Origin of the sequence: Pseudomonas sp. MWU318 (assembly GCF_016756945.1) — a bacterium.
Classification (GTDB): domain Bacteria; phylum Pseudomonadota; class Gammaproteobacteria; order Pseudomonadales; family Pseudomonadaceae; genus Aquipseudomonas; species Aquipseudomonas putida_A.
The window spans coordinates 215,107-227,516 of sequence record NZ_JAESJL010000004.1 but is presented as its reverse complement, the minus strand read 5'-3'; the positions used below and the strand labels follow the sequence as shown (position 1 = coordinate 227,516).

Annotated in this window: 13 protein-coding genes; 9 read left to right on the top strand and 4 right to left on the bottom strand. The window is 62.2% G+C overall.

The genetic code is table 11. From position 1 onward, the window contains the following. Positions 1-38: 38 nt before the first annotated feature. The 9 genes from JN524_RS12060 to pcaC all read left to right on the top strand — a co-directional run bounded on the left by JN524_RS12060 (position 39) and on the right by pcaC (position 8,370). Positions 39-896, top strand: coding sequence for a CoA transferase subunit A (locus JN524_RS12060; protein WP_003222404.1), 858 nt, complete (start codon positions 39-41; stop codon positions 894-896). Continuing rightward, complete coding sequence (locus JN524_RS12055; protein ID WP_027614392.1) at positions 896-1,675, top strand: CoA-transferase subunit beta; 780 nt, start codon at positions 896-898, stop codon at positions 1,673-1,675. Before JN524_RS12060 ends, JN524_RS12055 begins: the two co-directional genes overlap by 1 nt. After that, the gene (pcaF, locus tag JN524_RS12050; RefSeq protein ID WP_202369478.1) at positions 1,672-2,877 is read left to right on the top strand and encodes a 3-oxoadipyl-CoA thiolase; all 1,206 of its coding nucleotides are present in this window, start codon (positions 1,672-1,674) and stop codon (positions 2,875-2,877) included. Before JN524_RS12055 ends, pcaF begins: the two co-directional genes overlap by 4 nt. Before the next feature lie 37 nt (positions 2,878-2,914). Next, positions 2,915-3,619: a protocatechuate 3,4-dioxygenase subunit beta gene (gene pcaH / locus JN524_RS12045; RefSeq protein ID WP_202369477.1), complete on the top strand. Its 705-nt coding sequence runs from the start codon at positions 2,915-2,917 to the stop codon at positions 3,617-3,619. A gap of 1 nt (position 3,620) precedes the next feature. Next, positions 3,621-4,187: a protocatechuate 3,4-dioxygenase subunit alpha gene (gene pcaG / locus JN524_RS12040; RefSeq protein ID WP_202369476.1), complete on the top strand. Its 567-nt coding sequence runs from the start codon at positions 3,621-3,623 to the stop codon at positions 4,185-4,187. Between the two features lie 269 nt (positions 4,188-4,456). After that, on the top strand, positions 4,457-5,752 hold the full coding sequence (locus tag JN524_RS12035) for an MFS family transporter (protein ID WP_041070509.1): 1,296 nt from the start codon (positions 4,457-4,459) through the stop codon (positions 5,750-5,752). A 46-nt stretch (positions 5,753-5,798) separates the two neighbouring features. Beyond that, entirely contained in the window at positions 5,799-7,163 is a 1,365-nt protein-coding gene (locus JN524_RS12030; protein ID WP_202369475.1) for a 3-carboxy-cis,cis-muconate cycloisomerase, read from the top strand. Between the two features lie 12 nt (positions 7,164-7,175). After that, on the top strand, positions 7,176-7,967 hold the full coding sequence (pcaD, locus tag JN524_RS12025; RefSeq protein ID WP_202369474.1) for a 3-oxoadipate enol-lactonase: 792 nt from the start codon (positions 7,176-7,178) through the stop codon (positions 7,965-7,967). Positions 7,968-7,977: 10 nt separating this feature from the next. After that, positions 7,978-8,370: a 4-carboxymuconolactone decarboxylase gene (gene pcaC, locus JN524_RS12020; protein ID WP_202369473.1), complete on the top strand. Its 393-nt coding sequence runs from the start codon at positions 7,978-7,980 to the stop codon at positions 8,368-8,370. Positions 8,371-8,490: 120 nt separating this feature from the next. Here the strand turns inward: pcaC and JN524_RS12015 are convergent, their stop codons facing one another. The 4 genes from JN524_RS12015 to JN524_RS12000 all read right to left on the bottom strand — a co-directional run bounded on the left by JN524_RS12015 (position 8,491) and on the right by JN524_RS12000 (position 12,353). Further along, positions 8,491-9,309: a methyltransferase domain-containing protein gene (locus JN524_RS12015; RefSeq protein WP_202369472.1), complete on the bottom strand. Its 819-nt coding sequence runs from the start codon at positions 9,307-9,309 to the stop codon at positions 8,491-8,493. 22 nt (positions 9,310-9,331) lie between these two features. Next, positions 9,332-9,688 (bottom strand): hypothetical protein, encoded by a 357-nt coding sequence (locus tag JN524_RS12010; protein ID WP_202369471.1) that lies wholly within the window; start codon positions 9,686-9,688, stop codon positions 9,332-9,334. A 26-nt stretch (positions 9,689-9,714) separates the two neighbouring features. Continuing rightward, positions 9,715-10,905, bottom strand: a complete 1,191-nt coding sequence (locus tag JN524_RS12005) for an NAD(P)/FAD-dependent oxidoreductase (RefSeq protein ID WP_202369470.1) — start codon at positions 10,903-10,905, stop codon at positions 9,715-9,717. Between the two features lie 188 nt (positions 10,906-11,093). Continuing rightward, entirely contained in the window at positions 11,094-12,353 is a 1,260-nt protein-coding gene (locus JN524_RS12000; protein WP_202369469.1) for an OprD family porin, read from the bottom strand. Positions 12,354-12,410: the final 57 nt, after the last annotated feature.

Here is a 12,410-nt window from a genome sequence, read left to right as displayed (position 1 = left end):
ATCACTGGCGATTCACTACAAAAACGGGAGCCTGCTCCATGGCTGAGATCCTTTCGCTGCACGACGCGGTGAAGCAATTCGTCAACGACGGCGACACCGTCGCGCTCGAAGGCTTCACTCACCTGATCCCTACGGCGGCAGGTCATGAAATCATTCGCCAGGGCAAAAAAGATCTGACCCTGGTGCGGATGACGCCTGACCTGATCTACGACCAACTGATCGGTGCCGGTTGTGCACGCAAGCTGATCTTTTCCTGGGGCGGCAATCCGGGTGTGGGTTCGCTGCACCGTCTGCGCGATGCGGTCGAGAAGCAATGGCCGCATGCCCTGGAAATCGAAGAGCACAGCCACGCCGACCTGGCCAACGCCTACGTCGCCGGCGCTTCCGGCCTGCCGTTCGCCGTGCTGCGAGCCTACGCCGGTTCCGACCTGCCGAAGGTCAACCCGCTGATCAAGTCCGTGACCTGCCCGTTCACCGGTGAAGTGTTGGCGGCCGTGCCTTCGGTGCGTCCGGACGTCACCGTGATCCACGCGCAGAAAGCCGACCGTCAGGGCAACGTGCTGCTGTGGGGCATTCTCGGGGTGCAGAAAGAAGCGGCACTGGCGGCCAAGCGCTGCATCGTCACCGTCGAGGAAATCGTCGACAACCTCAACGCCCCGATGAACGCTTGCGTGCTGCCGACCTGGGCCTTGAGCGCGGTTTGCCACGTACCCGGCGGCGCGCATCCGTCCTACGCCCACGGTTACACCGAGCGTGACAATCGTTTCTATCAGGCGTGGGATCCGATCGCCCGCGACCGTGAGACGTTTACCGCGTGGATCAACGAATACATCCATGGCTGCGCTGACTTCAGCGAGTTCCAGGCCAAGTTGGCCGCTGCTTCGGAGGCCAAGTAATGACTTACACCACCAATGAAATGATGACCGTCGCTGCGGCCCGTCGGCTGAAGAACGGCTCGGTGTGCTTCGTCGGCATCGGCCTGCCGTCGAAAGCCGCCAACCTCGCGCGCCTGACTTCGTCGCCGGACGTGGTGCTGATCTACGAATCGGGTCCGATTGGCGCCAAACCAAGCGTGCTGCCGCTGTCGATCGGTGACGGCGAATTGGCGGAGACCGCCGACACTGTCGTGCCGACCGGTGAGATTTTTCGCTACTGGCTGCAAGGCGGGCGCATCGACGTCGGTTTTCTCGGCGCCGCGCAGGTCGACCGTTTCGGCAACATCAACACCACTGTGGTCGGCGACTATCACGCGCCGAAAGTGCGCCTGCCGGGTGCCGGTGGCGCGCCGGAAATCGCCGGTTCGGCGAAGAGCGTGTTGATCATCCTCAAGCAGTCGGCGCGTTCGTTCGTCGACAAGCTCGACTTCATTACCTCGGTCGGTCACGGCGAGGGCGGCGATTCGCGCAAGCGTCTGGGCCTGCCGGGTGCCGGCCCGGTCGGGATCATCACCGACCTGTGCATCATGGAACCGGAGCAGGGCACCCACGAATTTGTGGTCACCGCACTGCATCCGGGCGTGACCCGCGAGCAAGTGGTCGCCGCCACCGGTTGGGCGATTCGCTTTGCCGACAACGTTGAAACCACGGCGGCGCCGACCGAGGTGGAACTCACTGCACTGCGCGATCTCGAAGCGCGCACCGCCGCCGCCCACGGCCAGGCACCGGGAGAAGCATGATGCGTGACGTGTATATCTGCGACGCGATTCGCACCCCCATCGGCCGTTTTGGCGGCGGTTTGTCCGCCGTGCGCGCCGACGATCTGGCCGCCGTGCCGATCAAGGCGCTGATGGAACGCAATCCCTCAGTGGACTGGAACGCGATCGACGAAGTGTTCCTCGGCTGCGCCAACCAGGCTGGCGAAGACAACCGCAACGTAGCGCGCATGGCGCTGCTGCTGGCGGGCTTGCCGGACAGCGTGCCGGGGGTGACCCTCAACCGTCTCTGCGCTTCGGGCATGGACGCGATCGGCACTGCGTTCCGCGCCATTGCCAGCGGCGAGATGGAGCTGGCGATTGCCGGCGGTGTCGAGTCGATGTCCCGCGCGCCGTTCGTGATGGGCAAGGCGGACGCAGCGTTCTCGCGCAACATGAAGCTGGAAGACACCACCATCGGCTGGCGTTTCATCAACCCGTTGATGAAAGCCCAGTACGGCGTCGACGCGATGCCGCAGACCGCCGATAACGTGGCCGACGACTATAACGTGTCGCGTGCCGACCAGGACGCTTTCGCCCTGCGCAGTCAGCAACGCACTGCCGCTGCGCAAGCGGCGGGCTACTTCGCCGAAGAAATCGTCGAAGTGCGGATTGCCCACAAGAAGGGCGAAACCGTGGTCAGCCAGGACGAACATCCGCGCGCCGACACCACGCTTGAAGCGCTGACCAAACTCAAACCGGTCAATGGCCCGGACAAGACTGTCACCGCCGGCAACGCGTCCGGGGTCAACGACGGCGCCGCCGCGCTGATTCTCGCGTCGGCGGAAGCGGTGAAAAAACACGGCCTGACAGCACGGGCCAAAGTGCTGGGTATGGCCAGCGCCGGTGTTGCACCTAGGGTGATGGGCATCGGCCCGGTGCCGGCGGTGCGCAAACTGATCGAGCGTCTCGGCGTGGCGGTCAGCGATTTCGATGTGATCGAACTCAACGAAGCCTTCGCCAGCCAGGGCCTGGCGGTGCTGCGTGAATTGGGTCTGGCCGACGATGCGCCGCAGGTCAACCCGAACGGTGGCGCGATTGCCTTGGGCCACCCGTTGGGCATGAGCGGGGCGCGACTGGTGCTGACGGCGCTGCATCAACTGGAAAAGACCGGCGGCAAGAAAGGTCTGGCGACCATGTGCGTCGGCGTCGGGCAGGGTCTGGCCCTGGCCATCGAACGCGTCTGACGCAGCGCGTCGACTGATAAGAACAGAGGAAAGCGAAATGACTGACAAGCCTGGCTACCGTCGTCCGCAGGAAGGCACCCAGCCTGAATACCTGCACCCGACGTATCAATCCACCAACCTGCGCTCGCCGTCCAAGCCGTTGGTGCTTCTGCCGCATTCGTTGTCGGAGATCACCGGCCCGACCATCGGTGCCGAACGCGTCGCCGAGAAGGACAACGACCTGACCGCCCAGCACGACGGCGAGCCGTTGGGCGAGCGCATCATCATTCACGGCCGTGTGCTCGACGAAAACGGTTTGCCGGTGCCGGGGATTCTGGTGGAGATCTGGCAGGCCAACGCCGCCGGTCGCTACAACCACAAGCGCGACCTGCACGACGCACCGCTGGACCCGAACTTCACCGGCACCGGCCGCACCGTGACCGACGCCGACGGCTGGTATCAGTTCCAGACCATCAAGCCCGGCGCCTATCCGTGGGGTAACCACCACAACGCGTGGCGCCCGGCGCACATCCATTTCTCGCTGTTCGGGCCGAGTATTCTCACCCGTCTGGTGACGCAGATGTATTTCCCCGGCGACCCGCTGCTGGCCTACGACCCGATCTACAACTGCGTGCCGGACACCTCCGCCAAGGAACGTCTGATCGCCGCTTTCGATCTGGAAAAAACCATTCCGTCCTATGCCCTCGGCTATCGCTGGGACATCGTCTTGCGCGGCCGCGACGCCACGCCGATGGAGAAATAAGATGACGCTGACTGCCACCACGTCCCACACCGTCGGGCCGTACTACCACATCGGCCTGACCTGGCTGAATCGCGAAAACCTCGCGGTCGAACAAACCCTCGGCGAGCGCGTGGCGATCACCGGCCAAGTCGTTGACGGCAACGGCGATGTGGTCAACGACGCGATGCTCGAAGTCTGGCAGGCCAACGCCGCCGGCAAGTACGCGCACCCGGAAGACGAGCAGGACAAACCGCTGGACCCGCATTTCGAAGGTTTTGGTCGGGTGCCGGTGGACGCCGAAGGGCGCTTCCGTTTCACCACGATCAAACCGGGCACGGTCGAAGGCCTGAAGGGGGCGACCCAGGCGCCGCATCTGGTGGTGCTGGTGTTTGCCCGTGGTCTGGTCAAGCACTTGCTGACACGCATCTACTTCGAAGGCGACCCGGCGAACGTCGATGATCCGCTGCTGGAATGTGTGCCGGCCGAGCGTCGCGCTACGTTGCTGGCGAAGCCGGATGCGGCGGGTGTGTATCAGTGGAATGTGATTTTGCAGGGCACAGAGGCGGAGACGGTGTTCTTCGATTATTGATCGCACCTCGTTCCATTGGAGTGAGTTTGTGGTGAGGGGATTTATCCCCGATGGGCTGCGAAGCAGCCCCAAGACCGGAGTTCACGGTGAAACTGACACACCGCGTCTGCCGGATTTGCGAGTGCTGCGCACTCGATCGGGGATGAATCCCCTCGCCACAAGCCCTCTTTCAGAGGAGGGGTTGTGTAATGCCTCGTGGATGTATCCGTGGAACGGGACTGTTGCGAAGTGTGTCTAGACTCTCACCTGTCCCTTCAGAGTAAAAAACAATGACCACTACCACCGCTCATTACACCGGCGAGGAGCGCAGCAAGCGTATCTTCGCCATTGTCGGTGCCTCGTCCGGCAACCTGGTCGAATGGTTCGACTTCTACGTCTACGCCTTCTGCGCGATCTATTTCGCCCCGGCGTTTTTCCCCTCCGACAACCCCACGGTGCAACTGGTCAACACGGCCGGGGTGTTCGCTGCCGGGTTTCTGATGCGCCCGATTGGCGGCTGGATCTTCGGGCGGCTGGCGGACAAGAAGGGCCGCAAGACCTCGATGATGATTTCGGTGCTGATGATGTGCTTCGGCTCCCTGCTCATCGCCTGTCTGCCGACTTACGCCAGCATCGGCGTCTGGGCTCCGCTGCTGTTGCTGTTCGCGCGGCTGCTGCAAGGCCTGTCGGTGGGCGGCGAGTACGGCACCACCGCGACCTACATGAGTGAAGTCGCGCTCAAGGGCCAGCGCGGCTTTTTCGCCTCGTTCCAGTACGTGACCCTGATCGGCGGCCAATTGTTGGCCGTGTCGCTGGTGGTGATCCTGCAGCAGTTTCTCAGCGAAGACGAATTGCGTGCTTACGGCTGGCGCATTCCGTTTGTGGTCGGTGCGGTGGCGGCGGTGATTTCGCTGTTCCTGCGTCGCTCCCTGAAAGAAACCACCAGCAAGGAAATGCGCGAGAACAAGGACGCCGGCAGCATCCGCGCGCTGTTCCGTGATCACAAAGCCGCGTTCATCACCGTGCTCGGTTACACCGCCGGTGGCTCGTTGATTTTCTACACCTTCACCACGTACATGCAGAAGTACCTGGTGAACACCGCCGGCATGCACGCGAAAACCGCCAGCTACATCATGACCGGCGCGCTGTTCCTGTATATGTGCATGCAGCCGCTGTTCGGCATGCTCGCCGACAAGATCGGCCGACGTAATTCGATGCTCTGGTTCGGCGCGCTCGGCACGCTGTTCACTGTGCCGATCCTGTTGAGCCTGAAAAGCATCAGCAGCCCGATTCTGGCCTTTGTGCTGATCACCGTGGCGCTGGCGATTGTCAGTTTCTACACCTCGATCAGCGGCCTGGTGAAAGCCGAAATGTTCCCGCCGGAAGTCCGCGCCCTCGGCGTCGGTCTGGCCTATGCGGTGGCCAACGCGATCTTCGGCGGTTCGGCGGAATACGTGGCGCTGAGCCTGAAGGCCGGGGGCATGGAAAACGCGTTCTACTGGTACGTCACGGTGATGATGGCGGTAGCGTTCCTGTTCAGCCTGCGCCTGCCGAAACAGGCGGCGTACTTGCACCACGATCTGTAAACCGATGAGCGCGGGCCGCGATGGCCCGCGCCGGCAAGGACTGTTTATGACTCAGCGACCGGGCAATCAATTGTTCGATGCCTACTTCACGGCCCGCGACATGCGCGAGGTGTTCTGCGATCAGGGCCGGGTGCAGGCGATGCTCGATTTCGAAGCGGCGCTGGCCCGGGCCGAAGCGCGGGTCGGGGTGATTCCGGCGTCCGCCGTCGCGCCGATTGCCGCCGCTTGCAATGCCGGTCTGTATGACTTCGCGGCGCTGGGCGAGGCGATTGCCACGGCCGGTAACTCGGCGATTCCACTGGTCAAGGCGTTGGGCAAGCAGATCGCCGCAAGCAGTGCCGAGGCCGAGCGCTATGTGCATCTGGGCGCTACCAGTCAGGACGTGATGGATTCCGGGCTGGTCCTGCAATTGCGGCAGGCGCTGGAGCTGATTGAAAGCGATCTGGCAGCGCTGGCCGATTCGCTCGCCACCCAAGCCCAACGGCATGCGACGACGCCACTGGCCGGGCGCACCTGGCTGCAGCACGCCACGCCCGTCACCCTCGGGATGAAGATCGCCGGTTGGCTCGGCGCGGTGACCCGCAGCCGTCAGCGTCTGCGCGAACTCAAGCCGCGGCTGCTGGTGCTGCAATTCGGCGGTGCTTCCGGCACCCTCGCGGCGCTCGGCGAGCAAGCGCTGCCGATCGCCCAGGCGTTGGCCGAAGAGCTGCAACTGACTTTGCCTGAACAACCGTGGCACACCCAGCGGGATCGCATCGTCGAGTTCGGCGCGGTACTCGGTTTGATCGCCGGCAGCCTCGGCAAGCTCGGGCGCGACGTCAGTCTGTTGATGCAGACCGAAGCGGCGGAAGTATTCGAGCCGTCGGCACCGGGCAAGGGCGGTTCGTCGACCATGCCGCACAAGCGCAATCCGGTCGGCGCGGCGGTGTTGATCGGCGCGGCGACCCGGGTCCCGGGGCTGGTCTCGACGTTGTTCAGCGCCATGCCGCAGGAGCACGAACGCAGCCTCGGCCTGTGGCATGCCGAATGGGAAACCCTGCCGGACATCTGCTGCCTGGTGTCCGGTGCGCTGCAACAAGCGCGACTGCTGGCCGATGGTCTGGAAGTCGACGCCGAACGCATGGCGCGCAATCTGCAATTGACCCAAGGCCTGGTGCTCGCCGAAGCGGTGAGCATCGTCCTCGCGCAGCGGGTCGGACGCGACACCGCGCACCATTTGCTTGAACAGTGCTGCAAACGCGCGGTGGCCGAACAGCGCCACCTGCGTGCGGTACTCGGCGACGAGCCGCAAGTGACCGCCGAACTGAGCAGCACCGAACTCGATCATCTGCTCGACCCCGCGCATTACCTCGGCCAGGCGCAAGTCTGGGTCGAGCGCGCAGTGGCCGAACATAACGCATTGTCTGTCTGATAGGAGAGAGCTGTGGCTTTCGTTCAACTCGCCGATGGCGAACTGCATTACGTTATTGAAGGCCCGGTCGATGCGCCGGTGCTGGTGCTGTCCAACTCGCTGGGCACCGACCTGCACATGTGGGACGCGCAGATGCCGGCGTTCACCGAGCATTTCCGGGTGCTGCGTTTCGACACCCGTGGTCACGGCCAGTCGCTGGTGACACCGGGGCCATACAGCATCGAGCAACTGGGCCGCGACGTGCTGAGTCTGCTGGATGCGCTGCACATCGAGCGTGCGCACTTCTGCGGACTGTCGATGGGTGGCTTGATCGGCCAGTGGCTGGGGATCAATGCCGGTCATCGTCTGCACAAGTTGATCGTGTGCAACACCGCCGCGAAGATCGGTGATCCATCGGTGTGGAACCCGCGCATCGAAACCGTGCTGCGCGACGGCCCGGCAGCGATGGTCGCACTGCGTGATGCGTCGATTGCCCGGTGGTTCACGCCTGATTTTTCCGCGGCCAATCCGGCCGCGGCGAAGAAGATCACCGACATGCTCGCGGCGACTTCGCCTGAAGGTTATGCGGCCAATTGCGCGGCAGTGCGCGATGCCGATTTCCGTGAGCAACTGGCCTCGATCAACCTGCCGTTGTTGGTGATTGCCGGTACCGAAGATGCGGTGACGCCACCGTCCGGTGGGCATTTGATTCAGGAGCATGTGCGCGGCGCCGAGTACGCCGAGTTCTATGCCGCGCACCTGTCCAACGTGCAGGCCGGTGCCGCTTTCAGTGATCGTGTGTTGGCGTTTCTGAACGCTCAGTGAGGAAATTTTTGTGGACGAGAAGCAACGTTACGACGAAGGCCTGCAAGTACGCCGTGCGGTATTGGGTGATGCCCACGTTGATCGCAGCCTGAATGCGCTGACCGAGTTCAACTCGGAATTCCAGGAGATGATCACGCGTCACGCCTGGGGCGACATCTGGACCCGTCCGGGCCTGCCACGGCACACGCGCAGCCTGATCACCATCGCCATGCTGATCGGGATGAACCGCGAGGCCGAGCTGAAATTGCATCTGCGTGCGGCGGCCAACAACGGTGTGAGCCGGAGCGAGATCAAGGAAGTGATCATGCAGAGCGCGATTTATTGCGGGATCCCGGCGGCGAATGCGACGTTCCATCTGGCGGAGTCGGTGTGGGATGAGCTTGGGATTGAGTCTCGGAAATAAACATTAGAATTAAAAGATCGTCCGATCGCGGCCCGAGCCTCCGGCAGCTCCTACAGGGGAGTGCATTCCAAAGTAGGAGCTGCCGAAGGCTCGGGCCGCGATCGGACGATCTTTTGATCTTCAAACCCTGGCGACAATGAAAATCCGCTTGAACGGAAACAGCGTCTGCCCGTTTTTCTCCGGCGGGTAATGTTTATGCACGCGCATCAGGAAGTGATAGATAAACCGCGCCTGTTCCTGAGACGTCAGCGTCTGCATCACCGGCCGCAGCGCCGAGACCTTCACCCAGTCGTACACCGGCGATTTGCCGTCAACCACCTGCAGTTGCTCGGTTTCCCAGATCTCCAGCGACGTGGTCAGCGGCGCGAGCAAGCGATAGTAGTTCGCCAGTTTCAACAACGGCCGCGCCGCCATGCGCCGGCGCAGTTGCGGTGTGCCGATGGGGGTGTGTCCCGGTCCGGCATGGTCGAGGGTGTCGAGCATCAATCGATACCACAAGGCATCGCGCCAGTCCGGCATGTGCACCGCCAGACAGCCACCGGGGCGCAGATACCCCAGCAGGCGCGGCAGCAGGTGTTGATGATCGCCAATGAAATGCAGCACCGCCGCCGCGAGCAGCAGATCGGCCGGTTGGTCGGGTTGCCAGTCGAGCAGGTCGCACTCTTGCCATTGGGCGTTGATCGGCAGGCACCGGGCCTGATCAAGCATCTGCCGCGAGCTGTCGACACCCAGCAACTGCGCACGCGGCCAGCGCTCGGCCAGCAGTTGAGTGGCGATGCCGGTGCCGCAGCCCAGGTCACAAATTCTTCTGGGGTCGGGCAGATCGATACGGTCGAGCAATTCGTTGACCGGGCGTTGCCTGAGACGGGAAAACTGCTGGTACGCCTTGGCGTCCCAGTGGGTGCAGGCGTTCCCTGCCGTTTCGAGTTTGGCGCTCATGAGGAGGTCCTCTCTGGCGGATTTACAGTTGTCGTCCAATGACGTTGAGGGTTTTCAGGACAACGGCCACGCCTTTGCGTGTGTCCTCTTCATTCAGCAGTTTGAGCAACGCCAGAGTGCCCGGCGCCGCTGACTGTGCCGATACTTCGGCTTTGGCTACGCGCACTGCATTACTGACTGTCCAGGTGGCGGCAGTGCCGCTCTCGAACAATTGCGCGAGTTTTTCCACCATGGCCGCGTCGAGCAGATCGGCGATGTCGGAAACCAGGGAAAGCAGGTCGACAATATTCTCCAGGCGTCCGCCATCGATTAACGGCTGCAGTTTCGCCATCAGCGCAGTGAACCCGGGCGTGGCTGACATTTCCTCGGGCATGTTCATGAGCAATTACTCCTCCCTGTGCAGGGTCAAAGCATTCCCCGGGCCACCGCCCAGTAAAGACCGCGATTGAAACCGTTTCTGAGCAGACCGCCCAATTTGGTCGGGGGTGTCGGCAATACATCGTGGGCGTAGTCGTACCACAGTGGCATCCCGGCATTCAGGCCCATTTGTGCTACCGCCTGTACCCGACCGTCATATACCGAGTTGGGTGCGCCAAGACGGATCTGGGCGGTGATGTTGTTGGCGATCACCGGCGCCTGGTTATGACAGGCGCCGCCGGCCTTGCTGACCGGCAGGTCGACGGTGTCGCCGATCACGTAGACATTCTCCAGACCGTAGACCTGCAGCGTTTCGTGATTGGTCGGCAGCCATCCTTCATCATTGGCGGCTTTCGAGATGCCGCACTCGCGCACCACCTCGACGGCCTGGATGGGCGGAGTAGCCATCAAAATAGTGAAGGGTTGCTCATCGCCCTCGGCTGAGTAGGCGATTTTTGCGTCAGGATCCACATGGCTCAGGGTGAAGCCGCGCTGAAATTGAATGTTTTTCCGGGCAAAAATGCTCGGCAGGATTTCACCCGTGGGGCGCTGCAAGAACAGACAATTGCGCAATAGCTGGGCAACCGTCGGGTAGGTGTAGATGATTTCCACTTGCTCGCGAACACCCCGGCGACGCAACAAATCATCCAGCATCAATGTCGTTTCCACGGGGGCGATTCCGCATTGGTGCGGGACGTTCGGTGTCTGCGGGAAGGACACGGTAATGAAAATCCGGCCTTTTACGATGCTGTTCAGGCGTTGCGCCAGCTGTCGGGCAGGAAGGTATTGATAGAAGTGGTCGCCGGCTTCTTGCAGACCCGCGATGCGTTCCGGCGCCGGCACGCAGCCGGTGGCGATCACCAGAAAATCATAGTCGAAGCGCTTGCCGGTTCGGGTGCGCAATTGCTGCCCGGAAAAGTCGAAACGGGTGACTTCTTCAACGTGGAAACTGATTTCCGGGCGCAACAATGAGCGTTCCGGACGTTTGAGTTCCTCTTCGAAGAACTGACTGAACGCCACGTACATGAACGCAGGTTTGTAGTAATGATCGGGGGAACTGGACAGTAATGTGATCGAGACGTCGCCGCGTAGAACTTCGGGATACAGCTTGCCGACCAGTTGATTGGCCAGCATGGTTCCACCTACACCGCCACCGACGATAACTATTCGCTTGCTCATACCTGACCTCCGTGGCCAAGGCGGCTTCGCGTACAGCATCCGGAGATAACGGAAGAAAACTAAGGGCTCCTACAGCAGGCTGGAGAATTTACACACCCTGTTGACTGTATCTGCGCTTCGACAAATCGCCAGTCCGGGCTGACCAGTGGTTGATGCCGGCGCCACTCATGCAGCGCCGGCATGCGGGTTCAGAGCAGGCTGATCGGATAGCTGATGATCAGACGGTTTTCGTCGAACTCGTTGTTGCTGAAATCGCGGCGCATGGTCGAGTTGCGCCAGCGCACGTTGAGGTCGCGCAGGGCGCCGCTCTGTACGGTGTAGCCCAGTTCCGATTCGCGGCCCCATTCCTTGCCATCGGTGATGGTTCCGGTGTGCACGTTGTCGCCGCTGATGTAGCGGTTCATCAGGGTCAGGCCGGGGATGCCCAGGGCGGCAAAGTTGTAGTCGTGACGCACCTGCCAGGATCGCTCCTGAGCGTTGTCGTAGCTGGAGTTGTAGCTGTCGTTGGCCAGGGTGCCGCCGCTGGTGCCGTTGACGCGCATCCAGGCGCTGTCGCCGGTGAGTTTTTGCAGGCCGACGTAGAAGGTGTTGCCACCGTAGCGGGCCGAGAACATCCCCGACCAGGTCTTGTTGTCGAGTTCGCCGGCGCGGGCGCTGCCATCGTCCTTGCCGTAGAAGAAGCCGAGGTTGGCGCCCAGCGTCCAGTCGCCGAGTGGCTGGCTGTGAATCAGGTTGAAGTATTGCTGGCTGTAGATGTCCTTGAGTTCGGCGTTCCACAGACCGATCTGTGTGCGTTTTTCGTTGAACTGGTATTCGCCGCCCTGAAAGTTGAAGCGATCGGAGGTGAACGCCGCTTTGCCGAACATCGACATGTCGCTCATGCTGCTGTCGTCGCGCGGGCTGTTGGCGCGGAACTGCCCGCCATACAGGGTCAGACCGTTGATTTCCTTCGAAGTGATCTGCCCGCCACGGAAGGTTTGCGGCAGCGAACGGCCGTCATCCGAGCGCAGGATCGGCAGCACCGGCATCCATTCGCCAACCTTGATTTCGGTCTGAGAAAGCTTGGCCTTGAACGCGACGTTAGTGCGACCGAAGTTGTCCGCCGGCCGCCCGTCGTGATCCAGCGGCAGCAGTTGCGTGCCACCGGTGCCTTTGCCGCCATCGAGCTTCACCGAGTACAAGCCGAGCACGTCCATGCCGAAGCCGACGGTGCCCTGGGTAAAGCCAGATTTGGCGTCGAGAATGAAGTTCTGCGTCCACTCTTCAGCCTTGCCCTGAGCCTTGGTCGGGTTGGTGAAGTTGCGGTTGATGTAGAAGTTGCGCAGGTTCAGGTTGGCGCTGGCGCCTTCGACAAAACCGGCTTCTTCGGCTGCGGCGGGGAGGGCGACGCCGGTCAGGGCCAGGGCGATCAGGCCGGGGAGTGCGTACGGCGCAGTGGGATGAGTCATCGCAGGGTCTCTTGTTATTTTTTTAGGTCGAACGGAGCCGTTGCCGCCATTTTCGGG

Excerpts from the sequence above, each read along its gene's own strand:
- JN524_RS12060 (WP_003222404.1), top strand. The coding sequence starts at position 39 with ATGGCTGAGATCCTTTCGCTGCACGACGCGGTGAAGCAATTCGTCAAC.
- JN524_RS12055 (WP_027614392.1), top strand. The coding sequence starts at position 896 with ATGACTTACACCACCAATGAAATGATGACCGTCGCTGCGGCCCGTCGG.
- pcaF (WP_202369478.1), top strand. The coding sequence starts at position 1,672 with ATGATGCGTGACGTGTATATCTGCGACGCGATTCGCACCCCCATCGGC.
- pcaH (WP_202369477.1), top strand. The coding sequence starts at position 2,915 with ATGACTGACAAGCCTGGCTACCGTCGTCCGCAGGAAGGCACCCAGCCT.
- pcaG (WP_202369476.1), top strand. The coding sequence starts at position 3,621 with ATGACGCTGACTGCCACCACGTCCCACACCGTCGGGCCGTACTACCAC.
- JN524_RS12035 (WP_041070509.1), top strand. The coding sequence starts at position 4,457 with ATGACCACTACCACCGCTCATTACACCGGCGAGGAGCGCAGCAAGCGT.
- JN524_RS12030 (WP_202369475.1), top strand. The coding sequence starts at position 5,799 with ATGACTCAGCGACCGGGCAATCAATTGTTCGATGCCTACTTCACGGCC.
- JN524_RS12015 (WP_202369472.1), bottom strand. The coding sequence starts at position 9,309 with ATGAGCGCCAAACTCGAAACGGCAGGGAACGCCTGCACCCACTGGGAC.
- JN524_RS12010 (WP_202369471.1), bottom strand. The coding sequence starts at position 9,688 with ATGAACATGCCCGAGGAAATGTCAGCCACGCCCGGGTTCACTGCGCTG.
- JN524_RS12005 (WP_202369470.1), bottom strand. The coding sequence starts at position 10,905 with ATGAGCAAGCGAATAGTTATCGTCGGTGGCGGTGTAGGTGGAACCATG.
- JN524_RS12000 (WP_202369469.1), bottom strand. The coding sequence starts at position 12,353 with ATGACTCATCCCACTGCGCCGTACGCACTCCCCGGCCTGATCGCCCTG.